The organism is Njordella aestuarii (genome assembly GCF_056494165.1).
Genome location: NZ_CM151397.1, coordinates 6,303,793 through 6,328,614, shown reverse-complemented (window position 1 = coordinate 6,328,614; position 24,822 = coordinate 6,303,793). Strand labels below are relative to the sequence as shown.

At 51.6% G+C, this 24,822-nt stretch carries 16 protein-coding genes; 3 read left to right on the top strand and 13 right to left on the bottom strand.

Annotated features, from left to right (window positions below; translation table 11 throughout):
* Positions 1-23: 23 nt before the first annotated feature.
* The 4 genes from SH451x_RS24690 to SH451x_RS24675 form a co-directional block, all read right to left on the bottom strand.
* Complete coding sequence (locus SH451x_RS24690) at positions 24-1,025, bottom strand: sigma-54 interaction domain-containing protein (protein ID WP_479362932.1); 1,002 nt, start codon at positions 1,023-1,025, stop codon at positions 24-26.
* Positions 1,026-1,318: 293 nt separating this feature from the next.
* The gene (locus tag SH451x_RS24685; RefSeq protein WP_479359959.1) at positions 1,319-3,295 is read right to left on the bottom strand and encodes a PleD family two-component system response regulator; all 1,977 of its coding nucleotides are present in this window, start codon (positions 3,293-3,295) and stop codon (positions 1,319-1,321) included.
* 118 nt (positions 3,296-3,413) lie between these two features.
* Positions 3,414-4,823: an argininosuccinate lyase gene (gene argH / locus SH451x_RS24680; RefSeq protein ID WP_479359957.1), complete on the bottom strand. Its 1,410-nt coding sequence runs from the start codon at positions 4,821-4,823 to the stop codon at positions 3,414-3,416.
* A gap of 62 nt (positions 4,824-4,885) precedes the next feature.
* Positions 4,886-6,943, bottom strand: a complete 2,058-nt coding sequence (locus SH451x_RS24675) for a hypothetical protein (protein ID WP_479359956.1) — start codon at positions 6,941-6,943, stop codon at positions 4,886-4,888.
* A 540-nt stretch (positions 6,944-7,483) separates the two neighbouring features.
* On the opposite strand from SH451x_RS24675, the gene SH451x_RS24670 reads away from it, so the two are divergent.
* On the top strand, positions 7,484-7,930 hold the full coding sequence (locus SH451x_RS24670) for an eCIS core domain-containing protein (protein ID WP_479359954.1): 447 nt from the start codon (positions 7,484-7,486) through the stop codon (positions 7,928-7,930).
* Between the two features lie 19 nt (positions 7,931-7,949).
* Here the strand turns inward: SH451x_RS24670 and glnE are convergent, their stop codons facing one another.
* The 6 genes from glnE to SH451x_RS24640 all read right to left on the bottom strand — a co-directional run bounded on the left by glnE (position 7,950) and on the right by SH451x_RS24640 (position 15,480).
* Entirely contained in the window at positions 7,950-10,877 is a 2,928-nt protein-coding gene (gene glnE, locus SH451x_RS24665) for a GlnE family protein (RefSeq protein WP_479359953.1), read from the bottom strand.
* Between the two features lie 69 nt (positions 10,878-10,946).
* Positions 10,947-11,912, bottom strand: a complete 966-nt coding sequence (locus tag SH451x_RS24660; protein WP_479359951.1) for an AEC family transporter — start codon at positions 11,910-11,912, stop codon at positions 10,947-10,949.
* A gap of 44 nt (positions 11,913-11,956) precedes the next feature.
* The gene (locus tag SH451x_RS24655) at positions 11,957-12,937 is read right to left on the bottom strand and encodes an aldo/keto reductase (protein WP_479359950.1); all 981 of its coding nucleotides are present in this window, start codon (positions 12,935-12,937) and stop codon (positions 11,957-11,959) included.
* 324 nt (positions 12,938-13,261) lie between these two features.
* Complete coding sequence (locus SH451x_RS24650) at positions 13,262-13,933, bottom strand: class II aldolase/adducin family protein (RefSeq protein WP_479359948.1); 672 nt, start codon at positions 13,931-13,933, stop codon at positions 13,262-13,264.
* Positions 13,934-13,970: 37 nt separating this feature from the next.
* The gene (locus tag SH451x_RS24645) at positions 13,971-14,507 is read right to left on the bottom strand and encodes a DinB family protein (RefSeq protein WP_479359946.1); all 537 of its coding nucleotides are present in this window, start codon (positions 14,505-14,507) and stop codon (positions 13,971-13,973) included.
* 172 nt (positions 14,508-14,679) lie between these two features.
* Positions 14,680-15,480, bottom strand: a complete 801-nt coding sequence (locus tag SH451x_RS24640) for a class I SAM-dependent methyltransferase (RefSeq protein WP_479359945.1) — start codon at positions 15,478-15,480, stop codon at positions 14,680-14,682.
* Positions 15,481-15,780: 300 nt separating this feature from the next.
* On the opposite strand from SH451x_RS24640, the gene SH451x_RS24635 reads away from it, so the two are divergent.
* Together SH451x_RS24635 and SH451x_RS24630 are read left to right on the top strand one after the other, a co-directional pair.
* Complete coding sequence (locus SH451x_RS24635; RefSeq protein WP_479359943.1) at positions 15,781-18,321, top strand: protein-disulfide reductase DsbD family protein; 2,541 nt, start codon at positions 15,781-15,783, stop codon at positions 18,319-18,321.
* Positions 18,322-18,417: 96 nt separating this feature from the next.
* Positions 18,418-18,990, top strand: coding sequence for a DUF3299 domain-containing protein (locus tag SH451x_RS24630; RefSeq protein WP_479359941.1), 573 nt, complete (start codon positions 18,418-18,420; stop codon positions 18,988-18,990).
* A gap of 8 nt (positions 18,991-18,998) precedes the next feature.
* Here SH451x_RS24630 and SH451x_RS24625 read toward each other — a convergent pair whose 3' ends face one another.
* From SH451x_RS24625 to lexA, 3 genes are all read right to left on the bottom strand, one after another.
* On the bottom strand, positions 18,999-22,610 hold the full coding sequence (locus SH451x_RS24625; RefSeq protein WP_479359940.1) for a hypothetical protein: 3,612 nt from the start codon (positions 22,608-22,610) through the stop codon (positions 18,999-19,001).
* Positions 22,611-23,081: 471 nt separating this feature from the next.
* Positions 23,082-23,705, bottom strand: coding sequence for a superoxide dismutase (locus tag SH451x_RS24620; protein ID WP_479359939.1), 624 nt, complete (start codon positions 23,703-23,705; stop codon positions 23,082-23,084).
* Positions 23,706-23,980: 275 nt separating this feature from the next.
* On the bottom strand, positions 23,981-24,613 hold the full coding sequence (gene lexA / locus SH451x_RS24615; protein ID WP_479359938.1) for a transcriptional repressor LexA: 633 nt from the start codon (positions 24,611-24,613) through the stop codon (positions 23,981-23,983).
* Between the last annotated feature and the right edge of the window lie 209 nt (positions 24,614-24,822).

The window sequence follows — 24,822 nt, the reverse complement described above, 5'->3', positions numbered from 1 at the left end:
CCAATCAATCTTACTTTGTCACACTAATCGCTCGACGAACTAGAGTCGTCGATTCCGTATTCTTTCATTTTTTTATGAAGTGTATTGCGGTTGATCCCCAGTCGGCTGGCGGCCTTCGTTTGAACGTTCCCCGTCTGTTGCAAGACTTGAATAATCAACTCACGTTCAACACGATCCACGACACGAGGATGCAAGTCTTCCGCATCGGCAGGGCTCGTGCGTATCCCTTCGTTAACAAGTTCAGTGGTCAAGGCATCTAGATCCATGGCACGCATTGCTGCGGCGGCTGGCTTGCGACCGTTGCCACGCACATAGTCGGGCAGCAAGTCGACTGTAAGTTCGTCGGTTTCTGCCATGACAACAGCGCGCTCGACATAGTTCTGAAGTTCTCGAACGTTACCAGGCCAGTGGTATTCTTGCAAAACTTGTCGAGCTTCCTCTTGGATGTGAACGACATAGCAGCGGTTTAATTCGCTGTAGTACTTGAGGAAATGCGCGATCAGAAGCGGAATGTCGTCGCGCCGTTTTCGCAGCGGCGGAATTTCGATTGGCACCACGTTTAAACGCCAATACAAGTCTTCGCGAAAGCGTTCGGCATTGATCTCATCCATCAAGTCGCGGTTGCTGGCAGCGATAACTCGCGTATCGACGGAAACGGTTTCGGTATCGCCTACACGCTCAAACTGTTTTTGCTGTAGAACGCGCAGCAGTTTGACTTGCAAGTGCAGGGAGGTGCTGTTGATTTCGTCTAGAAAAATGGTGCCACTATGGGCGGCTTCAAATCGTCCTGCGCGGTTATTCACCGCTCCCGTAAACGCCCCGCGAACGTGGCCGAACAACTCGCTCTCCAGCAAGCTCTCGCTCAACGCCCCACAGTTCACTTTGACGAAGGGGCCACCCGCTCGATTGCTCAGTCGATGGATCGCATTGGCGATCAGTTCTTTACCGGTACCAGTTTCGCCCAAAAGAAGGACCGAGGCGTTGGTTTTGGCGACGCGTCGAGTCAAACGATAGACGTCTGCCATCGCAGCGCTGTTGCCGATAATCCCAGTGATGGGACTTCCCTGATTCGGTTCGTTATCTGATGAGCCGATTCTTGGCATCAGTAGTTTCGCGGTTGAAATGCAACATTGGTTTGGCAGCAAGCACTGGTAGCACTTTTAGCAAAACTGGCTGGAAGTTCTAGTCCGGAGACCGGAAGTTGTGAGGATGTAAATTTCACCGACTTTGGTTTTATGAATTCATACGCCGCCGCGATCAAATTTAATCTGGCGGTTAACAAGGCGTCAGGAACCATTAAAGAGCCAGACCGCCGCCACTAGTCTTGAATTGGATCGGAAAGCAGACCCGTCCAAATAATCCTGTCGGACTGGCTGGGCAATGGAATCCCAGCCGCGCGGTTCATTCGCTCGATCGTATTTTGCATGTAATTTTCAGAATAAGTCAGCGTGCCATACACGATCTGTGGAAAATCGCGCAGGATTAGCTGTTCGCCGCCGGTAACATTGTTCGTCAAGACCGCGATGGGAATCGATGCTGTCGGTGGATAAGCGTTGACGCGTTGAACGATTTGGCTTAGCGACATATCGGAAATCCGATCCACGATAATCACGAATTCAAATGGAATGGCTTTTTGGAGCGAACGGATGGCTTCGCGACCGCTGCTGGCTTCGATCGTTTGAACTCCTAATACGGCGAGTTGATCCATCGCGGTTTGACGCAAGTCACTTGCGCCGCCAATTACTAAGGCTACCGGGTTACCTGCAAAACTGCCTTGGTAGGATCGAGCATTTTTCACTGCTGCGGTGACTAGGGAATTCCCCGCGGTTGATTCTATATCTGAGAGTGCTTCAAGCGCGGCAAAGCGAACAGCTGGAACCGTAGATTTGCTGGCTGAGATAAGCGTTTCAATCAGTTCGTTTTGAAACGCTGGGTTGGAAGCGAGTTTGCCGAGCTGCTGAACCGCACGCAACTGAGCTGCAGGAAGGCTGTTGACGGCGGAAGTTTTATAGACGCTGATCCAGAATGCAACATCGCTTTGCCGAGCTCCAATCAATTCAGATCTGGACTCAAGAGGAGCATCAGTTCGCAAGTCGATAATTTGCAGCAAGTCGACTGATTGAACGAATGCGTAGTCGCGTTGAAGCAATGCCGCTGTCGCCAGTACCGCAGCTTCATCTATTCCCGGCCCCATGTGTAACAGGGAGAAGGCCTTCTCTGCCGCCTTTTGGAGATACCAATCAGCTTCCGGAACGTTAGCCCGAGCCACCGTGGAACGTTCAGGCAAAGTATACCAGACGGGCGTTAACGGCTCCGACGTTGTATCGTAGCGGACTGACTGGGCGTTTCCAAGTTCGTCGCCGATCTGCTTCTGCAGAAACGCTCGCACTTGTGCTTCTGTTGGTTTGGTTCGATTATTCCTAGTAAAAACAGCTTCAATGGCCTGAAGAGTTTTTGCATCCACGTCGGGTGTATAAAGTCCGGCAGCTAGATGTGGCAGCATGCCATAACTTGCAAAAGCACAGCCGGCGTAAAGTAGTCGGTTCCTTCTAGCGGCGTCTCTTGTTGTTATCGAAGCGCTCAGTGCATCATGCCCTGAGCGACCAAAGGAATGAATTAAGTCGACAACGGTGTTGTTAACTGGTGTTGAGCCGTTTCCAACCGATTCGATCAGGCTTTGTAAACCCACACTGCCAGCTTTCTGGATGCGGATGGCACCTGCCTTACGAACCACGGGCGAACTTGCTTGTAAATCCTGTAGTGCAGCGGAGATCGTCTGCGGAGCACGCTGCGCACTTACGACCTCATCCAAGATTTTCCGCGCTATGGCACGCTGTGGGTCGGTTAGTTCGGACTGAACCGCTAAGGCAATCCAGATGTCGGTGCCATACGTTCTTACCAGTTCTGCGGCAGCCCCCGGCGTTTCCAATAAACCGCCAAGCTGATCGATATAGCGGCCGGTCTCTGACCAATTCTCCAAGCGGTTCATCAGAGTAATCGCGCGACCAATCTCTAGCAGCGTATCGGGCGGATCTTCACGCAACATCCGAACGACAATATTGGCGTCCTTTTCTAGCGGCGGCGGATCGGTTGCATTGGCTCCCGTCGCGGCAGCTCCTGGGCCTTCTGCTTCAAAGCCTACGTCGGAATCGCCAAATCCCCCATCTCCGAAACCCGACGCGTCACCAAAGGGGTCGTCTTGGGCGGACGCGGGTGAATTGGGGAAAGTAACGCTGAATTGTACGGCGCTAAACGCAACGACAAGAAACTTGAAGTAATTTTGGATCCGTAACATAGCATCCATCAGAGTGTCTGGATTTGCGGAATTGAACGTTCGGAAGGGACAGGCAAAATGGTGCGGCACAAATCGGGCCGACCAGCAAATTGCCGCTCAAACGTGACCCACGTTCAAGCTATGTCAAATTGTAGTTGCCCAAATCTGGCTTGCTCAATAAATCCTTCCACCGTTGAATCTGTTCAGCGACTTTGGTGGGGTTCGAACTACCCAAAGACTGGTAAGCGCGGACAGCTCCGGCAACACCGAGCGAATTTCGGAGCGTTCCGGCGTCGAGACTGGCGTCAATGCTCCGGAATTCTTCGGGCGTGAGGTCGACCAGCCGCACCCCACGCTGTTTAGCGATTGCGACCAGCGAACCGACATGGTGATGGGCTGTTCGCTGCGGCATGCCTTGCTGAATCATCTGTTCCATCAGGGTCGTTGCATCCAGAAAGCCCTCTTCCAGCCGCGAGGCAATCGAATCTCGCTGAAGCTGCGAATCGTGAACGATTGGTATCGCCAACTGCAGAGCGGCTGTGACCGTGTCGAACGAATCGAACAACGGCGGTTTGTCTTCTTGCAGATCGCGATTGTAAGCTAACGGCAAGGCCTTAATTAGAACTAGCAGCGTATGCAGATTTCCCATCACGCGAGCTGTTTTTCCACGAGTCAGCTCAAGCGTATCGGGGTTGACCTTCTGCGGCATAATCGAGCTGCCGGTGCAGAACTGTTGAGGTAGCTTGATAAAGTTAAACTCAACGGTGGACCAGATAATCCACTCTTCACTCCATGTGCTCAAGTGCTGGGCAATCATGGTCAGAACGAACGCCGCCTCGACTGCAAAGTCACGGTCGCTGCTGATGTCGATACTGTTTGCAGCAATCGCCTGAAAACCTAAATCGGTGGCCGTTTGTCGTCGATCGATTGGTAAGGAGGTACCGGCCACGGCTGCTCCTCCTAGCGGACATTCATTCAATCGTCGACGACAATCGGCCAACCGACTCCGGTCTCGGGCAAATTTTTCGATGTAAGCCAGCCAATAATGCGGTGCAAGTACTGGTTGTGCACGTTGCATATGCGTGTACGCTGGCAACACTACATCGCGGTCCAGCTCGCATCGATGCAGGAATGCTAACTGAAGCTCACGCAATAGTATATCGACTAATTCGATTTGTTCACGTACCCATAGACGTAAGTCGGTACTTATTTGGTCATTGCGACTGCGACCGGTATGCAGCTTTCTTCCGGTGTCTCCCAGGCGATCGATTAACGCCTGTTCGATATGCATATGAATATCTTCCAGTTCCGGCCGAAACTGCATGGCCCCATCGCGGATCTCCTGCTCAATTTCCTTGAGATTTTTCTCGATCGCGGCAAATTCTTCCGATGAGATGATGCTCGTATCTTTCAGCATACGCGCATGCGCAATTGAGCCCCGAATGTCTTGTGCATAGAGCCTATGATCGAAAGAGATGCTCTCGCCGTAAGAAACTAATCTTTGGTCTGTGGCTTGCTGAAAAACGCCGCTGCGCGATGGACTGGACACTAATATTTCCCGTTAGTAAGAATGAGCTATCGTGCAGATCATGCATGAAAATGACAAAATGTTCAATCGGTTTTGTCTAGTTGCAGTACGGAACGCAAATTCTTGTTGCGAAATTGCTTGATCGTAGGTGGGGAAATATTTACGAAATACCAGCGGCCCGGCATGTCAAAATCTGGCAGTGGAATCACGCGCAAAGACGACCTGCCGCCTTCACCGACCGGTGTCAGCATCGCCAGCGATGTACGCACCATATCCACTGTGGCATCCGCAGCGGCTGGTATCACAAGCCACGTCGACAGTTCGCGTTGTGCCGGCGGAGTTGTCAGTACCAATCGACCAAACGGATCAGCAATTATGACCAGAGCGAACTGATCTAGAGAATAGCTTGCGACCTGTTCGAAGGTTCGATTGTTCGTAAGAACGTTAGTGGTAACAAACGGCGTCAGCCCATGTTCCCAGCATTTATTCCAGTCGATCAACAGCGGAAGACTGTATTCGTTCGCTGTTCTTTGCAAGACTACAGGCACCGAGCGTCGCTGTGCAGAGAAGCTTTTGCCCAAAGTATTCAGCGACTTGTCGACGGAAGCGATCAGCTCCAATTGCTCAGTTCGCCGAAGCCGGTTCTCTTCTAGCGCTTTGATTTGAGTAATTTGCGACAGCAGGCCCGTGAGACGCTGCCGGTCGGTGATCGACATATCGATCGGAAGCCGTATCGCCTGATCTTCCAACACGAAACGGTCAGCATATTGCGGTACCGCACGCTGAAAAAATTGTAGCCATGCATTGGCAGTTGCTTCTTCGGTTAGCCATGCAGCCAGTGGAATCGATTCAGGTAGTTCTACTTCCATCGCACTTGCGACTGGCGTGATTGTCGGGAGCGCGTTAGGAGTGGACTTCAATTGTAGACGATAGGGCTCAAGAAGCTGGGCCATGATTGCTTCGACCGACTCTTGCTCGATATCGACTGAAAGTGTTTTGCTCAAGTCGATCGGCGTGTTTAGCATTGCTTGAATGTCCCAGCCGAACCCGATGCCGAAAATACCTTCGAGCGTACTTAGCACATCAGGCAGCGTTTTGTCCTGGATAGCCAAACTTGGGATAATCTTCTGTCTTATATCGTCCCAGACCGGTAGCGGTGCCGCGTCGGGATGGTAATACGTTCCAATTTCGACCTGCTCCGCAACTGCGTTACCGCCGTCGATCTCACTCGGATTCAAAAGATTGGTGTCTGGCAAATTCGACGAGTTGGATAATTCAAAAATAGGTGCGTTCTTGAGAAGTCCCTCAGGGATTCCCTCGTAGGTCATGGCCGAGTTGTTTGACGTGTCACTCTGGGGAACTTCATTCGAATCATATTTCAGCTCGGGCGTTGCGTTTCGAAGGAATTCGGCAAGTGGATCGACCGGAGCCTCCGCGACTATCTCAGTGGAACCATTCGGCGCTGAATCTGGTGTCTCGGCAGGCGTCAACGCAGTCACGTCGTCTGCGGCGGTCACGTTGCCTGGCGTAGGACTCGTGTCGAGGACGGAATCATCTGAAGATTCACCCGGCGCCGAATCACGCTCCGAAACAAACGGGGCCGCGACCACTTCAGAATCGTCTGCTTTAGGAGGTTCTGCGGGCTCTGGTAGGAGGGTAGTGTCGCCACCCGCGGGTGTACGAACCTGTGGGTCTGGTAGAGTCGAGTCTTGTGCAAGCTGCTCGCTCTTATCAGCCACGGAACTCAAAAAGAACCCTAGCAGCAAGATAGAGCCCAAGCAGACGAACGCGGCGACGGAGGCCAGCAGCATGACTTGGCGTTTTTTCGCCGCAGCACTTTGCCAGTCTTCAACAGGAGAAGGTGTTTGCCAGTCATTGGGCACGTCGACGTCCTGCAGGGGCGTCGGTGAATCAAACGGTATAGGTGAACTTAACGTTTCCTCAATATCGTCGTCAAAGGATGTGCGCGGACTGGAAAAATGGGGGAGCCCTGACGAAAGTTCATCCGTCATGTCGTCGTTGAACTCACGTGTTATCGCTTGAGATAATTGTGAGCTGACTGGCTCGCCCGGCTGAGGTACGTTTTGGAGTTCCGGTGGGTGAGCATCGAGTCCTGTCGGATTCAAATCAATCGACGTCATGGCTTGCGAATCCACAGACGGGATCGGCGCAGAACTGCCTTCCTGGCTGAGAGCGGGGATCGCAACCATATGCTTACATCGCGGACAACTCACCAGTTGGCCACGCAATTTTTCGGAGCGAATTACCAGTTTTCCGCCGCAACTGGTGCAGGGGACTCGAATCGGGGTCAAGCGATTGCCTACAAAATGAAGAGGAATGGAACGCTTCTATTGTACGCCGCAGATTTTGCCTCGCGATCTGCCAAGGTGCGGTTTTGCCGATTACTTCCGATTATTTGGTACTTGCTCGCTGCAATTACTTCTATATCGTGAATCATATAGTCACTTTCCGAAGCGAAGAAAAATAGAACTAGATTTCCTCGCAGCCTTTTCCGGTTGTAACGATATGATGTCATCTGACATTTCGCAGAGCAGTCGCATTCGTTCGGACTCGCTGCAAAAATAAACAACTAAAACAGTTCGATATCGATTCGGATTATCAAGCCGCAGTAGCGGTAACGACACAATTGCGAGGACTGTTTCGGACAGAAGATGCGACTCATGGGGCAACCGTCACGCCTGAAAAAGCTCGTTCGATTCTTTGCTTACGTCTGGGCTTCACCTTGGACGCTGTTCGCACTCTCGCTTGGCTGGATAGCCAGTTTCTGGGGGGCGCGGTTCGAACGGTTGGGACCAATTCTGATTTGTTATGATGGACCGATCAAGCGGCTGCTGTCGCTTGCTCCCATCCACGGCGGAGCTGCAGCGATGACTTTCGGGCATGTCGTGCTGGCAAAAGATCGCAACGAAGCCTTACGCACCTATGCGCATGAGATGGTCCACGTTAAACAATACGAACGATGGGGAATCTTCTTCATTCCCGCCTACGTGATCGCATCCGTCGCACTTTTCCTCATGCGAAAAGACGCATATCTCTGCAACCCTTTCGAGCGCGAGGCTTACGCTGCAGACCAGAAGCGTTCTGGGGCAACGCGAAGATTTGAGTAACTGGTAAGAACCGAACCGCTTAGCTTTCAATCATGGCTGATGAATTTCGATTCACAATCACTTCCCAGTGCTGGCGGTAGGTGTGAATGGTCGAGCGCAAGCGTTCGTTCGTGTCATCCCAGCACGTAAGGCCGAGAAGATAGTTCAGTCGGCGGCGTCCCTCATCGTCGCGTGGTAAATCAGAATCACTAGACTTGCGCGATAACTGGAAGGCCATGTCCAAGCGACGTAATGCCAAGTCGGCACGATGTAGCTCTCCACCAGATTTCAGCGATCGAAGCGTATCTTCAGCAGCTTTTCCGCCGGGATCAAAATCGAGTAGGTGCGAAACTGCGAAAGCTAAATCTCGAAGGTGGCCCAATGTATGCCGATCTTCTTCCTCCACGCGAGTCAGCAGAGCTGAAACCATTTGAGAATACGCCTGCCATTCTTGTTTCTTGAGAATGCTTGCTACGCATTTGCCGACGTGCTTCCCAAACTTAACATCTCCGGCAAGCACGCGTAGCGATGCCAATTGGGTCTTATCCTGAATGGACGCAGTGCCGTTGTTCAAGACCTGGATAAGGTCATCGAAGTTGATGGCTAGATGAGACTTGCCTTGCATTGGCCCCCACCGCAAATAAGCGTCGTACAGTCTCTCGCCGGCTGATTGCCGCTGAATATTTTGCAATAAGGTTTGTCCGAGTCGGTCGAACAGATGCTGCGGCAACTGGCTGCTTTCATGAAAGTTTACGGGAGTCGTGTTCTCGTATACCAATAACATAGTCAAAGTATCGCGATAACCAAGTTGTTGGTCTCCATAACGATCGATTGCAAATAAGGCGAATCGGTCTTTTGGCGCAGGAGGTTTTTCCCGTTGCCCGATTACCGGCGGTGAAAAAGCATCGCGCATCGTCTGTTGCACGATGGTATCGGCAATTTCACTGAGCGCTTGCTGCGTTTCGCATACGTCAGATTTATTAAGAAGATCGCGGATACCAATACGCAATTGAAACGAACGCTTAAATTCGCCAATCGCGGTGTCGCTGTCTTCTCCAAAATGCCATTTCGCATAAGTTTCATGAAGCTCTTTCGGAGCAGGTAGTCGTCCAAGCAGCAACGAATCGATCAACTCATCCAGCATCCCCGGCGTCTGGGTCAGTTGGCTTGTTAAGTATGGACTTGCAGCACACAGCTTTACTACGGCATTCATCGTCGCTTGATTTTCGGCGAACAACTGCCATAGCACACGCTTGCCCCCAATTGATTGCGTGATTCGATTGAGGTTATGTAAGGTGGTCATCGGTGCTGGAGTTTTCGCGACTGCCTCGAGGAGCGAGGGCGCTATGGCTGCTAGCTGATGACGGCAACGTCGGGTAGAAAGTATCGACACCTCTTCCTGGCTCATGTCGTTCAGCAGATCATAAGCAGTCTGTGGATCGCTCAGCTTGTACTTTCGCAACACGTGGGCAACCCACGCACGTGGTGGCGAGGGGTCCAGCACAAGGTCCGATTCTTCGGTTGGCCAATAGTCATTCTCTTTGTCTTTGGCTCGCAGAATGTCAAACGCGTGACTTTTTACCATATCGAACGACGCAGCCGATTGTTGTCGGCGGTGATGGTATCGTCCTTCTTTACTTGGCCGCAGGTCAAGCCGGCTGGCGAGCATCTGAGATGAAAGCTTCTGTAGATTGTCGTAGAGTGCTGCCGCGTGAAACTCGCTCAACAAAGCCGCGCTTTCCAAGCGAGTGATTGCTTCGAACGTATTGCGGGTCCTAAGCGCTTCGTCTTGAAAGCCATGTGTCAGTTGCAGAATTTGCACAGTCCGCGTGATCAACTGTACTCCCTGTTCAGGATCGGAAGGATCCCACCGCAGTAAATCTTTCCCAAGCAACTGTCGCAATACTTTGCGTTTTAAGATCGCCGTCCCAGCGATGTCTGCGTCGACAATGTAGCGACGATAAATCCATGACTGCAGCGCTTGTATAAAAGCCTGACCGGCCAGCATATCTCCAGCGATAGGTCGAGCCCGAATGAAAGCTTGTCGCTGCCACGTGCGTCCAGTTGATTCGTAGCTGCGAATCGTGCTCAAGGTATCGCGAACGACAAAGTTTCCTTGAACCGACGAATCATCGATCCATTTAACCACGAACAATGGCTTGTCAGCCGTTCCACCGTTTAACGAATCGACAAACTCGTGCGCAAACCTTTCAAAGAACTGCCGATTACTGATCGACCGCGACGCGTTTGTTTTTCCATCACAGTTAGCAACCACCATCAACGATAGTGGAGTCTCAAAACACAACTCTTGGCCGCCAAGCTCCGCCAGCGCCAAAAGGCTGATTGACGCGGGAAGATCGTTCTCACGACAAGGTTGACCAAACTTTCGAACCAACTGATCAAAACACGCCTGGAAGAGCGGCCGCAAGGTAGCTTCAGCGGCGTTCGAGATTCGAAGCAGCGTCTCTTCAATTGGAACGTTCTGCCAGAAATGATCGATCGCGATATCGATGATACGGCTGCGTAGGACTCGTTGCAGGGCTCGCTGTTGCTGACTTCGTCCCTGATCAGAATTGATGATCGATGCCACAGAGCACTTTAAAGCCTGGAACTTGTCTTCGTCCGAACATTCTGCGGCCTCAAAGTCCAGTACTGCTGACCCAGTGATCAACCACTGACGAGGCTCGGACCCGAGATCCAAGGCGCGAAGCAACCTGGGAAGAGCATCTCGCTTTTCTACAAGCGATGAGACTCGGTCGGAGTCGAGTGATTGCTGTGCCAGAAAGTCACATAAACTGCTCAGCGAACCCAACGAATCGCTCAGCAATCGCAACTGTTCCGGCAGGGCTGCACATAGACTGTCCAAAAAGCCAACGGGAAACGGTAGCTCCGCTAGACCATGCAAGATTGCTTCGCCTTTCGGCAAGTCAATAATTCCCGCGCGTCGTAGCCAGTCGTGTTTGTTCATCGAATTTTGGAAAGTTACGCTGATCCAACTACCAAACCATTGGTAACCACGCTACTGCTCACGAGTCATCTAAGCGATCTGCAGGAATATCCGACCGATTGTAATCCATAATGGAATCGTAATCAGTCCGATAAGGGACGTCCCTAGTACGATTCGTAAGGATGTGTCGATGTCACCACCGTAAAGTCGCGTCATGACAATCGGGAAAGTTGCAACCGGCATCGCTGCCTGCAACAGTAGCACTTGGTCTAACGCAGGAGTCATTGGCAAATATCGCGCCATCCCCAAGAATAGAACTGGCAGAATCCCGATGCGGACTATTGTCGCCAGCCCCAAAATAGACACCTTCTGTCGCCATTGGACGGTCGGAAGATGCTCGGCGATAATAGCCCCTCCCAAAAGCAGTCCTGCCGGAATCGCACACACGCCCAGCAGTTCCGCGGCTTGCATGATCGGTTTTGGAATAATGCCGCCCCACTGCATCTGCTGCAGGAAAAGTCCGATCGCCATCGTCCAGAGAGGTAGCGACGTTGCCAGTCGTTTTAGGCCGCGCCCGAACTCTCCACTGATCACGAGTAAACCGACACTCCAGAGGGCAATGTCGACACCTATGTTATGAACCAATGTTGGGTTAAAAGCAGCGGGAAAAAATTGTTCAGAAAGTGGCAATGGAATGTAGCCGTAGTTCGCAATGCCTGTTGTTAAGGCAAACGTACGCTGCACAATTGGGCTAGTAATGCCAAAGAAAGGCCCAATGGTACGGATAACCGCCCAGGCAATACAGAAGCCGGTGCAGGTCGTTACAAATCCAATAAAGGGAGGGTACCAAATCTCATTGACCGATCCGAGAGGCGGACCGCTGACAATCTTCGTCATGAAATATGCGGGGAAGAAAACGTTCGCAATCAGCGCCGCCAGCGACTTGTCGACATGCCGGTCCAACCAGCCAAACCAGACTGCCAATGCACCGGAAAACATAACCAAGAAAACGCCGAGAACCCGTGAGGCGATGGGCAGCAAATCGGCAAAAGTCATGGTGTATGGCTGGAGGGCTTTTTGAGAGCGGTGCCCGCTAGCACTTACTCGCTTGCAGACGAAGGCTCTGTTTTACTTGCCTTGGTGTGATCTGCAAGAGCGGCTTCAACTCTCGCAAGAACTTCAGGCGTCGGCGGCGATGAAATTGTGGCGGCTGTCTCGCGGATTTGTTCCGCTGTTTTTGCGCCACAAAGTACACTGCCGACAAAAGGCTGCGAAGCGGTCCAGGCCAGCACCAGCTGCGAAACTTGCCAACCACTCTCGCTTGCAATCTGTCGTAGTTTGTCAAGCAAGTCTTGGGCATTCTCCCAAGCAGCACCTGTGTAGATTTCGTAGGTAAGCCGGCGGTCGCCCGGATTAAAACGATGGCTGCGGCGCATCTTGCCTGCTAGCAGTCCCTTCATTAATGCCCAGTAAGCGACGTACGATACCTCATGCTTTTCCAAGTACGGGACAAAACTTTGATAGGTGTCTTGCTGTAACATGTTCAGCGGTAACTGGACTGCACAAGGCTGGATCACACTGGAAAAACGCTCCACGTCTGCGGGGCCTACATTGGAAACACCAACGTACCGAACTTTACCCGCTCGGACTAACTCTGCTAAAGCCGCCGCGCTGTCCTCAATAGGCGTCGTGCCATCCACACAGTGCAGGTACAGCAAGTCGAGTTGCTGACAACCCAGCCGCTGCAAAATCTCTTCGCAGTGCTTTGTGAGCGTTTCAGGACGAGAATCCTGTTGTCGCGTCCCATCAGGAAGATAATACATTCCTACTTTCGACGCTAATACAACTCGAGAGTAATCTCCGTTGAGGGCGGTGCGAAGTATTCTGTCGCTGCGGCCATCAATTCCGTAACTGTAGGCTGTGTCGATATGGTTGATACCGCTTTCGAGCGCTGCGAGAATGGTCGCGATACTCGAACTATCCGAAACACCCAAAGATGTCATACCGGCGATCGGCCACAAACCAAGAGCTATAGAGCTGACGTAAAGATCACTCTGTCCAAGACGTCGATTTTTTAGCATAGGGTTAGGCAGGAGTACAAAGGAGAAGGATCCTCGAAAGACGGACAACGGTTCAGGAAGAATCCTTATCGTATGGAAGAACACCTCCGTCGGGTCTTCATTGCGACACAATAGAATCTAGTTCGGGGCGAAGTTCTATAGCTGAACACACGAACGAAACACCGCCGTACCAGTTTTTTTTCGCCTCGCACTAAACATGTGCATACTGCCGTCGATCAAGACTCTTGTAACCGCGGCGTCCCGCAATCCAAAAGGAGCAGGGTAGTGGTCGAATGTATACTTGCGACGCCCGAGTGAGTGGGTTCAACAACTTCAAAGCGACGTTTAGTCTCCGCTTGGTGGTCCCTTCACGAACCCCCAGGCTTCGCGTGCGACATAGAGTTCCTGTAGTTTATGGTTGGCAATTGGTTGCAGCGGTCCAAGCCCCTGAGCCAACAAGATCGTCCTGCAGTAGGCGTCCAACACTTCGGTCCACCAAAACGCATGCTCCAGTTGGGCCGCATAACTAACGGTTCCGTGGTTGGCTAAAATGAGGGCGTTTGCTAGTCGAAGATAGGGTTGCACCGAAGTAGCGAATGCGCTAGTTCCCGGGGTTTCATACGGTGTGATTCTCACATCTCCCAGAAACATTTCAACTTCCGGCGAAATGCCTCGTGGTAATTCCGTGTGCGTAAAGGCAAAGGCCGTTGCATGAGGCGGGTGGCAGTGGACGACAGCGCGAATATCAGGCCGGCCTAGGTAGATCGACAGATGCAGCAACGCTTCGCTGCTGCGTCGCTTCGTACCAGAAATCCGTTCTCCTTGCATATCGATGGTTACGATGTCGTCTGCGTTGAGACTCCCTTTAGATTGCATCGTCGGCGTACAAAGGACAGCGTTTTCTCCAATGCGTAAGCTTATGTTGCCATCATTTCCAGCAACGAATCCACGTTGATAAAGTCGCGCGCCGATCTCGCAGATGTTTCGCTTGGCAAGTTCAATATCGTCATGTGACATTTCATGCATCGCAGTTGAACCCAAGCTCTTGAAAGTATCACCGTACTGGCGTCAGGCCCAAAGCACGTCGCAGTGTCCCGATTTGACCAGCATGAAGCATTTCGTGAAGCGGGCAGAACAAGATCGCACCCAGTTTTCGCGCATAACCAGCATACGGCATATCAATAGGTTCCCAAAGAGTTGCGGCGTCTAGTTGACCGACAACAGTTAAGGATTCATCGTAGATCGCCTTGGCTGCCGCAAGCAATTCGGCTTGGGAGATCGTAGTTGACACGATAGACGCCGGGTCAGTTCCTTTCGCAAACTTTTTGCGGAAGGGGCTCGGCATCAGAAGAGTATCGTTTTCTGCTCGACCTCGCTGTCGAAAAAGCAACAAACCATATTGCGCGACAGTCAGATGTCCAACTTGCCATGCGATGTTGGATACGCAACCATCAGGAATCGTGAACCACTCGCTCGCTGGAACGTTTTCCAAGAGCCCAAGCAAATACTCTCGTGCAAACTTGATCTGTTCAATCGCCGAATCGCGACTGGCTAGAATCTGATCCTTTGTAAGTTCTCGATCTTCGCTCATGGTAAGTCGTTCGCAAACCTTTACAGTAACTAATCGGTGTTCGTTGAATAAATTTTCGGCTAACTCGGCGGCAGTTTTGTGCCGGCTTTAGTCGGCCACCCACCAGGCCCCGCAAGTGACAGTTTCAGGTTAAGTGGCAGTCGGTGTTCATTACTAGAAGGATTGCATAAATTTAGATTCGTTTGAGGATATAAACGATATCCTCGGTCCAGTCGTCGATTTCAATTGGGTCTTGGATGCTGTACCGGAAATCGTATGTATCTTCTATTCGCCAAGACGGGCAGGCGCTGATCAACGTCTGGAATTGTTTGGCCGTGTACGATCGCAACACCAAGCAATCTTCAATGCGGGTCTGGCCACTTGGTTGAAAAATATCGAATCGCATATTGTAACGTTCGACGCGTTTCTTGCGATCCTTGTCGCGCGGCCACATCTGTGTGTTGACCATCAAGTGTCCGCGCCGCGCTGACCAACTTTCTTCTTCGGTTTGCTCACCTTTGTTAGGAGTCAAGTGGAGGCCTAGCGCGTAGATGCCTCCGGGGCGGACTGCGTTTGCGAGGCTCTCAAAATGTGCGATCGCGGCCTTCTCACTGCTTAGATGGCGAAAAGAGTTAATTGTGTTGAATGCGGCGTCGTAGGGGTTGTCGACAGAAAAATCGCACATATCGGCGACCCAACCAGTTTCTGGCAGTTTATTTTTCTTTAGTCGGCTATTGCAATATTTGATAGCTTTTTCGTTGAGGTCCAGACCAGCGGCATGGCAGCCAGATTTAGCCATACGAAAAAGCAGGCGGCCCGTGCCACAAGCGGGCTCCAAAAGTCGTATTTTTGCGCGGTCGGGCATCTTTTTGCCCCAATCCACATGCTTTTCTATAGCAGCATTCAAAAAATGGTATTCGCTGGACCAATCCGATCCGAAGACTAAGTCGTAGTAGATGGGGAAATCGTAGATGCTACCTTCGACGACTTGCATTAAAATTGTCGCTTCTATTAACGGTACGGCTGTGCAGCTCTAAAATGAGATTACGGCCAATTGGTGATGGATCGCACAGGACAAAAAGTCCGAATGCGTTTAGCATGGTTTCCAATCTCAAGATTGAAAATGGGGGATTGCAGAAATGATGCTAATGGTAGGCTGCGCAATCAAAATCAACGCTCGTACCCATTTTCAAGAAGTTCAACGGGTTTCGATGCCATAGTGGTGATTGGCATGCAGAGGCTGGCCAGCAGTGGAGCTAGCCGGGTCTTCGCTCACATAGCAAACGAATAAACTATGATTCAACGACGTTTTTTATGGCTGACGGCAACGATTCTGGTCGTCAGTAGCCTGACCGCGACTTCTCTTTACGCTCAGAAGCCCAGCAAGTCGCTGGGTGGGGAACTTGGTGGTACTTCGGGCGGAGGCTTCTCGGCTCTTCCTCGTCTGGGTTCGCCCAGTAGCTTGTCGAGCCCCTATCGGTTCGAAGCGACTTACGAAGTTGAGCAGGCTGGACAGCGCGGTCGCTTGCATGTCAAAGCGGTCCTGGAAGATGGCTATTACATCTCTTCGACGACACAACCAAAATCAGGTCCCACGCCAACTTTTATATCCAGCGAGACACCAGGCGTCGCAATTACAGGTCCGTTCACTCCAGATCGCGATCCAAAATTAGCATTTGATCTGGAAGGGTTCGAAGGGATCCGGGTCGAGAAATTCTATAACGAAGTTACCTGGTCGGCCCCCATCACTTTCAGTCAACAAGTGACAGACGGAGAGCAGACCATACAGCTAAAGATCGATGGCCAAGTCTGTCGCAATGCGTGTATACCAATAATCGGCGAGAAAGCCGAAGCCAAATTCACCGGCTTCTATGCAGTCGAAAAGCCATCGGGAGCACCCTATCGCGACCCATTGGGACACGTCACTTGGACTGTCCAATTGAATAAATCAGTGGTTGCACCCGGTGAGGTTGCGGAAATCCAGATAACCGGAACACCTGATGAAGGATACCACTTGTATCCCGTCCAGGTAGATGATCCGGAAGTCGAACAACGAACACTCGTCGCGCTGACTCAAAAGGGTACGCTGTCGGTTGAACAACCCACGGCGTCGTCACAGCCTGTAACGGTAGAGCTTATTCAAGGTTCACTTTCGACGACTTACCATATAGGCCCCGTCACGTGGACAATCCCTCTAACAGTCAATCCGGACAAACCCGAGGGCGTGTATCCAGTCTCCGGCGTGGTCGGTTATCAGGCTTGTACTGAAGACAGTTGCGACCAACCGCTTGCCTTGCGATTCACGGGAGAATTGAACGTTGGTGCAGGGGCTAGCGGTGATGCCAAACCGCAACCCCTGGCCTTGACTTCGGTAAGCTATGACGTTGCCAAACAGGCCCATCAATCCGGTGCATGGGATACCGGCGTACCGGCTAGAACTTACCAGACAATGGCGTTCATCCCATTAATCAGCTATTTTGCGTTAGCGGTGTTGGGAGGGCTGATCTTAAACTTCATGCCCTGCGTTTTGCCGGTCATCGGGTTGAAAGTCATGAGCTTCGTCGGTGAGTCTGGTGGCAACATGCGGCGAAGTTCGGCTTTAAACCTCTGGTACTCAGCGGGCTTAATCGCTGTCTTCATGCTTCTCGCAATCGCGACCATCTTTCTGCAGACGATTTATGGTGTAACGCTTGGTTGGGGGCAACAGTTCCAAGTCTTCGGATTACGGGTCGGCATCATTGTCTTGCTGTTCGCGATGGCACTCAGCTTCCTTGGCGTTTGGGAAATTCCTATTCCTGGATTCGCGACCAGTGGCCAGTCGGTAGACCTTTCGCAAAAGGAAGGTGCGTTGGGAGCATTTTCAAAGGGCGTGATCACGACCATTGTTGCCACGCCATGCAGCGGTCCATTTCTGGGGGCTGTTTTTGCACTGTCACTTACACAACCGCCCTGGGTTATTTTGCTGATGTATTTGGGTGTTGGGCTCGGGATGGCGTCGCCGTATCTGGCGATTGCTGCGTATCCACAGACCTTGCGGTTCCTACCCAAGCCAGGAGCGTGGATGGAGACTTTGAAGCAAGTCTTGGCCTTCCCTTTGTTACTTTCAGTCGTCTGGTTTATGACCACCGTCGAAGCAGATTACCGCATTGCGGTGCTGTCGCTCTTAGTCTTTGTTGGGTTTGGTTGTTGGCTAATTGGTAAAGTGCCAATGTATGCGGAAATAGATTCCAAGGTGAAAGCTTGGGGGGCGGCTATCGCTGTCTCTGTCCTTGCTGGCTGGTTTTCGTTTACCTACCTGGGGCCCCGAGAGCATCTGATTGACTGGAAGCCCTACAACGAAACCGAGCTAAAACAAATCGTCGCCAGTGGCCAACCGGTCATGATCGATTTTACAGCTTCGTGGTGTACCACATGCCAGGTGAACTTGATTCAAGCCATTGAAACTCAAGAAGTTGCTGACGCGATTAAAACGTACAATGTCGTGCCAATGATCGCAGATTGGTCGGATCGCAACGAGATGATTGCCCGAAAACTTCAGCAACTGAACAGCAATTCGATACCAGTGTTAGCAATCTATCCTGCAGGGCTTAATTCCGCCCCGATTGTGCTTAAAGACGTTTTGCTAAAGGGCATGGTTGTTGATGCATTGCAGCAGGCGGCAAAAGAAGGGAGCAATCTCCAGACTAACGACGGTAAAACACAGCCGGCGAAACTGACGATTCCTGCCAGCGGTTCTGATCAGCCAAGCATATCTCAGGCAGCTATTCCCGCGAAAAAGGAAATGCTATCAGGCTCAGCGAGCCTGTTGCGGGAAAAAGAAACCTCGCTTCGGTAGTCTTGCGCTGCTAGGATAGTTTTGGTATGCGCTTTGTTCGTTAGTAGTCGAACTGCCAACACTGTTCATACCGGCACTTATCCGAAAGAGATCAAGATGCGTTTCTCAAAGAAAATGCGGTTACTAACCTTAAGCCTTGCACTGTCCGGGGCCGTCGCAGCAGAGCGATTTGCCATAGCTGAAAATTCGTCGAGCTCGAGCAGTCCATCTAGTGAGAAAGCTGCAGCGGAAAAGCCCGTTAAGAAAACGAGCGACGCTTCTGCGGTTGTCGACAAGAAGGTTCGCAGCAAAAGTGACATCACTTTTGACGACTTGGCATTCGACATCGAGAAGGATGGGAAATTCGAAGAGGAAATGCTAACGCCGGATATCAAGGAGCTTGATAAGAAGAACATCAAGTTGCGCGGCTATATCCTACCTACTTCAGTTTTTCAACAAAAGGGAATCAAGCAGTTCGTGCTGGTACGGGACAATCAAGAATGCTGTTTCGGACCAGGTGCGGCCATCTACGATTGTGTGATTGTCGAAATGGACGAAGGTAAAACAACCGATTTCTCCGTGCGGGTGGTCACGGTGACCGGCAAGTTCAATCTTGATACTCAGACCTACGTTTATCCCGACGGCAAGCACTTTGCGATCTACAAAATGAAGGCCACCGCAGTCGAGTAATTGGCTGGCTATTTTAGCTCTTTGAGATGAGCATACAGGTCTGACAACTGATCACTGGTCCAACCTTGTAGCAGGTTGGCTGGCATCAGCGACGTTTCCGATTCGGCTTTCTCATCGATATCTACTGCCTTAATTTCTCGCGTCGTTCCATCGGCAAGCTTAAGCTTGAGAAGTTCCTCTGACTCCTCTTCAATCATTCCAACGAATACATCTCCGTTGGTGGTCAAGACTTTAGTTGCACGGAATCGGTCTGAAATATCGCGGTCCGGTTCATAGATTGCACGAAACAAATCTTCATAAGAGAATCGTCGCGTCGACCCTGTAAGACTCGGGCCAACCGCCTGGGCGCTATTGTGGCACTGCACGCACTGGCCTCGCTGGAAGAGCGCTGCGCCACGATTAGAATCGCCACTGCGCGATTGAGAGGCTTTGACTAAATCAATCCAGGCGGCGGGTGGTCTATTGAGTTCTTCCCATTGTGCGAGAACTGCTTCGCCTTTCAGACTGTTGTTGAAGAAAGCGGCCCATGTGGTCCACGGATCGCGAGCGCTGGGGACGTTGCTGATTTTGAGTTGAGTGGCAACGTTCCGCAATCGTCCGGCTAACTGATTAAGGTCCACGCCTTCGATCGGAGAGCTATGGTTGGCGGCGGCGAGCAATGCAATTACGTTGAATTCAGATTCAGCATTTCCGATCGGTAGTTTTCGAAGGCCTGACCAACCGAATTGCCGAAGCAATCTTTCCGAGCTGGCTGTTGCGTTTAGAAGGACGTTGTAGTCGGCGGTTGTTGGAGTTTTTGCCAGAATTTCAAGCACGATCGCGGTGTCGGAATCAAATCGCTGGCGAGAGGTCGTTTGATCCGTTTTGTCTTGCACGGGACTGTCAATTACGTTCATCGCGATCATTCGCATTTGATTTGCAAGCTCAGGTGCGATTGAAAATCGGCCCGCAATCTTGACTTGGCTAGTGGTCCACTGCTGGGGCTCGGAGGCGAGCATTTGTTTGGTGACAGCGGTGGCCGCCTCACGTTGTTGGGCCAACGGAAGCCAGCTTACCCAGTCAAGTGAAACGGATGCCGTGGTGCCGAGATTTGAAATTAGGCTTGGCACAAAACGCGAATCAGAACCCGAGAGCGCTTCAAGCAGTTGTTGTTGGCGAGTTGACCAGCGTGTATCGGTCGGTAAGTCACGAGCAGCAATCTTTTCATGAACGCCTGCATACGCTTGAGCGATCTTCAGGCTCTGATTTGGAGTTGGCTTGAAACCACAAGCAGCAATCACGCACAAAACATTAACATCAGCAGTAGGATGAGTTTCAAGATCGATCTGCGCCAACAAGCGATCGAGAATATTCGATGCGTCCGGATGAAACGACGCGACAGTCCGTATGGCTTCTGCTTCGATTGTCGGCCAACCACTTTGACGTGAAAACTCCGCAGCATTCAGACAATACGCGCTCCAACCGGCACGCAGAGCTGGATCAATCAACTTAAATCGCTGGCTCATATATCCATCTAGAATCGAGGCGTTCTCAGGATTTCGATCAGAAGGAATCGACTGCCTCGAGTCGGAGAGGCTGGTCTGGGCAAAGCACAGGGCCGCTAGAATTTCGACAGGATCGGATTTGTGTTTTCCGCTGCGAATTGACTGAGCCAAGCGGTCAAAAGCTTCAGCATCGATCTTCAAGCCTTGCCGATAGTCGCTCTGGCTTTTCTCATAGATTGCCCGCGCAAGATCACGTGAGAATTCGGGGGGATTTTTGGATGACGCGTTAGTTTGGCGAGCATAGGCCCAGACTTCAAGCTGTTTCAAGGAGCGTTCCGCTTGGACATCAAGCTCGACAATTTCCTGAGTGGGCGTACAAATCCACTGGCGCAAGCCGAGCGCCTCCCAGCGAGCACGCTGCGCATAACATCCTAACGCAGTCGCCCAGTTGGAGGAAACAGCGGTGAGTTTAGCAGCCGATTGGCCTATTGAAGCTTGATAGATCGCTTCGATTTCTTGTTGCGTTCCATCGATTTGTCCCCGCCCGAGGGCGTACCATGCAGCCGCTCGGGTGGTATCGTTTTCGTCTTGGCTAGCCGGTATCAGTTTGGCCGCAGGAACTATCGTCCGAGTGTATACCAAAAGTTGCGCGGCACGCATTCGCAAGTCACTTGAAGCAATCGGCGACTCCGGTGGAATCCCCGTAATTTCAAGCTCACCAGATAATACATCCATCAAAGAGGGGGTCGTTTCTGCATCGATGTTGGGTAGCCACTGTGCGAGCGACCATGCTTCCCAGGGGCATGGCTGAGTCAAAACGGTACGCAGCTTGTTTGCCGTTTCAGTCGATATCGATTCGGACGATGCTGCGTCCGACGTAGAAGTAAACTGAATGCTGGAAGCGATGGTGACGAGCCGATTGTCAGAGTTTTGTTCATCGGCGACGGCTGTTTGTCGATTTGAATCTCCAGTGTTGGTCGACACAGCTTGGGTGATCAAATGTTCGTCAGAATTCCGTATCGTCGATGTTGCTGTATCAAGACTCGAACGCTTAGAAAGTCGGTAGATCGTTCCGTTCGTTCCTCGTCCACCTGTAACGACCAAGAGATCGCCTTCTTTCGTAACACAAACATCCGTCGGAGCAAAACCTGCCGTCCCGCTCGGCTCCAGGATCACTTCCCACTTGCATTGTCCATTCGTGCGAACTGTACGTTTGGAAGCATCTGCAGGTGATGCTGTCGTTTCAGGGAATATGGCGATGACGCGGCCGAATGTCCAGTCAAGCGCAATAACGGCATTGCGAAACCGATCGCCCAGTGCATCATGCTGGTACACGCAAACACCGGTCGGAGAACCTCGGCCAAGGCTTGCAAGATTAAGCGGCATCGTGAGTCGGACATCGTCGTCGGTCCATGCGGGCGAGACCCAGCCAGCATCGCTGCCAGGACTCATAACCAGAACTCGAGTGGGTTTATACGCTGGCAAGGACGATTCTCGCTCTTCGTCACTATCATACGTGACCAATTCGCCGTTAGGTAAAAAGTCGAAATCGTAAGTGTTTCGCAGACCATGAGCCCAGACCGAGCGAGTTTTAAAATCGGGGCTGATCCGCAAGATCATACCGGCCTTGGGTTCCAAGACGGGCGATGCGGCGTCATTTAGCAGCGGTTGTACTTGAGCGTTGGAGAAGTTGCCAGTTGTCAAATACCAGTAACCATCTGGACCGCGACGGATAGCGTGAGCATCGTGTTCGCCACCAGTGGGCAACTTTAGCACTGATTCCGGCCTGCCATCGCCGCGTAAATCATTATTACTGTCGATCGAGCGCCAGAGTGCGCCGTCGGTTACATAGTATAGAATGTTGCCTTCCCGCCACATCCCCTGTGCGCCTTGTTGAACCGATACCCAAGTGACTGCGCTGTCATAGCGACCGTCGCCTTCTTTATCAATCAGCGTTCGAATATATCCGGGACCGGAAACGACCGGGCGACCTTCGCTGTCCGTCGTCATCGAGAAAGCGTCATGGGCAAGCGAATCATCGGCAGCGACCGTGCAGACTAAATCGGCAACCACTCGCATCTCGGACGCTCTAACCGGTGCTTCGGCGTTCGCCAAACAATTGGATGCATTGGCCATTGTGAGCATCCAGCAGATGATGGGTAGGCTGAACTCTACTCGAAAGAGTCGTGCTGATGGCCGCAAGTCAGTTGAGACGGAGCGGGGGGCGTCTGATACGGTGCGAGCGTTATCAAACTTCTGAAGAGGCCTGCACCAGAGTCGGGGAGTGCGAAATTTAAAGTTCCGAAGTATCAACAGATAGAGCACGGATTCCGTCCCCCTGAAAGCAAATAAATGGTCACATCAGTGCGTTCTGTGGTTTACAACATTTTCGAAGCCTTGCCTAGTTCGGGTTGTAAAGACGCTCGGGTTTGGCTCACATCTTTAGCGGAACTTGCTAGCCTGTTGAAGAAAGCACTTAGGTGCTGAATAGCTAGCCCTATTGATGAGGGCTCGACGGGAGAGTTGGAAGCTGGCTCGCAACTTCTCCCAAAGAATGGTATTCGACAAGATCAGTCGAAGATCATTTTCCGTCGCAATCCAAAGCCACTACTTGGCAGATGCAAATCGCTTGGAAACAGCGTCCCAGTTGACTACGTTCCAGAATGCGGCGATGTAATCAGGGCGTCGGTTTTGATAGTTTAGGTAATATGCGTGTTCCCACACGTCTAGGCCCAGAATCGGTGTTCCGGAGATACCTGCGATCTTTTCTCCCATCAACGGCGAGTCCTGATTCGCTGTCGAGCCAACCGCTAAACCGCCATCTTTGACGTAAAGCCACGCCCAACCAGACCCAAAACGCGTCGCAGCAGCATTGGCAAACTTTTCCTTGAATGCATCAAAGCTTCCAAATGCTTTGTCAATCGCCGCCGCCAATTCGCCGCTCGGTGTGCCTCCAGCGCTAGGACCCATTACTGTCCAAAACAGCGAATGGTTGGCGTGGCCGCCTCCGTTATTGCGAATTGCAGCCAGTTTGTCTTGCGGAGCAGAGTCCAGTTTTGCCATGACTTCCTCGATGGACATTGATTCCATCGGCGTGCCGGCTACCGCCTCATTCAGCTTGGTAACGTACGCTTGATGGTGTTTTCCATGATGTATTTCCATGGTTTTAGCGTCAATGTGCGGTTGCAATGCTTCTTTTGCGTAAGGCAGTTCTGGTAGTGTAAACGCCATGTTTTTAATCTCCCGAGGTAGTGCCAGCCTGATATTTTGGTGGCTGATCAAAGTGAACGTGCGAACTAACTGCTTTATAGATCTGCAAGCAAGATGCCAGGTCGCACTGCAATACCGTCGGTATCGCAGATATAAAGAATCGCAGCTTTGCGATAGATCGCCAAGACCCCATTACCAAGACCTGAGTGCCAGGGGCCTTGACCCGGCAAATCGCCGAAATTGGTGAGCAAGGAGAACGCGTCACGCGGAAATAGGTGGACCGGCGTGACTAGTAGCTACCGAAACCGACGCACGATACCAATAACAATTCCACAAATCGCTGCCGAGGTAACGTAAATTGGTGCCAAGCGATTATTGGCGGGCTGCAGCCGAATGCGACCGTTTTCCGGAAACCAATATTTGAGCGTTGTTTCGTCGTCGTCGGTTCTCGCAATAACAATCTGCCCTGGGTAAGCGTACGACTGCCGCTGTACTATGACGTAGTCGCCGTCAGCAATGTGGGCATCGATCATCGAGTCGCCATTGACTTGCAGCGCAAATCGGTCGTCTCGGACGAACATGTCTGAAATATCAATTTCGTCTTTTTGCTCAAACGATAGAGTGCACGCACCCGCGGATATCGTACCGCACATGGGCAGTGACGTTGTTTGGCCTGGACGAGTAATACCTTCAGTCAGCTCAATCGCTCTGGACTTGTTGGCCAGCCGATTTATCTTCCCTTTTCGTTCGAGTGCTCGAAGGTGGCACATCACGCCGTTCGGAGAAGAGATACTCAGGATCTCACCGATTTCTCGCACCGTCGGACCATATCCACGCGTCACGATTTTGTCACGAATGACTTCATAAACGCGTTTCTGTCGGTCGGTCAACTCGTTTGGGTCGGATGTACGCAATTTTGTAGTTGTCACTTTAGGGCGATAGGGAAGGGGGGCTTACAGCGTTCGCCAGTGCTCAATGCAGGTGGGCAGGGCTTTGCAAAAGTTAGCATGGTTAACAAACTTCGCAACTAAACCATAGCATCGATAATCGAGATTTGCCTTGAATCGCCAAGAAATTTTTCCAACTTTTGGAAACTTGCCCCTTGCCCGGCAAGATTCGAATAAAATCTGAAAGCTTC

Coding starts and splice junctions, on each gene's coding strand:
- SH451x_RS24660 (WP_479359951.1), bottom strand. CDS start 11,912: ATGACTTTTGCCGATTTGCTGCCCATCGCCTCACGGGTTCTCGGCGTT.
- SH451x_RS24685 (WP_479359959.1), bottom strand. CDS start 3,295: ATGTTACGGATCCAAAATTACTTCAAGTTTCTTGTCGTTGCGTTTAGC.
- SH451x_RS24670 (WP_479359954.1), top strand. CDS start 7,484: ATGGGGCAACCGTCACGCCTGAAAAAGCTCGTTCGATTCTTTGCTTAC.
- SH451x_RS24630 (WP_479359941.1), top strand. CDS start 18,418: ATGCGTTTCTCAAAGAAAATGCGGTTACTAACCTTAAGCCTTGCACTG.
- SH451x_RS24625 (WP_479359940.1), bottom strand. CDS start 22,610: ATGGCCAATGCATCCAATTGTTTGGCGAACGCCGAAGCACCGGTTAGA.
- SH451x_RS24650 (WP_479359948.1), bottom strand. CDS start 13,933: ATGTCACATGACGATATTGAACTTGCCAAGCGAAACATCTGCGAGATC.
- glnE (WP_479359953.1), bottom strand. CDS start 10,877: ATGAACAAACACGACTGGCTACGACGCGCGGGAATTATTGACTTGCCG.
- SH451x_RS24620 (WP_479359939.1), bottom strand. CDS start 23,705: ATGGCGTTTACACTACCAGAACTGCCTTACGCAAAAGAAGCATTGCAA.
- SH451x_RS24675 (WP_479359956.1), bottom strand. CDS start 6,943: ATGACGTCGATTGATTTGAATCCGACAGGACTCGATGCTCACCCACCG.
- SH451x_RS24655 (WP_479359950.1), bottom strand. CDS start 12,937: ATGCTAAAAAATCGACGTCTTGGACAGAGTGATCTTTACGTCAGCTCT.
- SH451x_RS24640 (WP_479359945.1), bottom strand. CDS start 15,480: ATGCAAGTCGTCGAAGGTAGCATCTACGATTTCCCCATCTACTACGAC.
- SH451x_RS24690 (WP_479362932.1), bottom strand. CDS start 1,025: ATGGCAGACGTCTATCGTTTGACTCGACGCGTCGCCAAAACCAACGCC.
- SH451x_RS24635 (WP_479359943.1), top strand. CDS start 15,781: ATGATTCAACGACGTTTTTTATGGCTGACGGCAACGATTCTGGTCGTC.
- SH451x_RS24645 (WP_479359946.1), bottom strand. CDS start 14,507: ATGAGCGAAGATCGAGAACTTACAAAGGATCAGATTCTAGCCAGTCGC.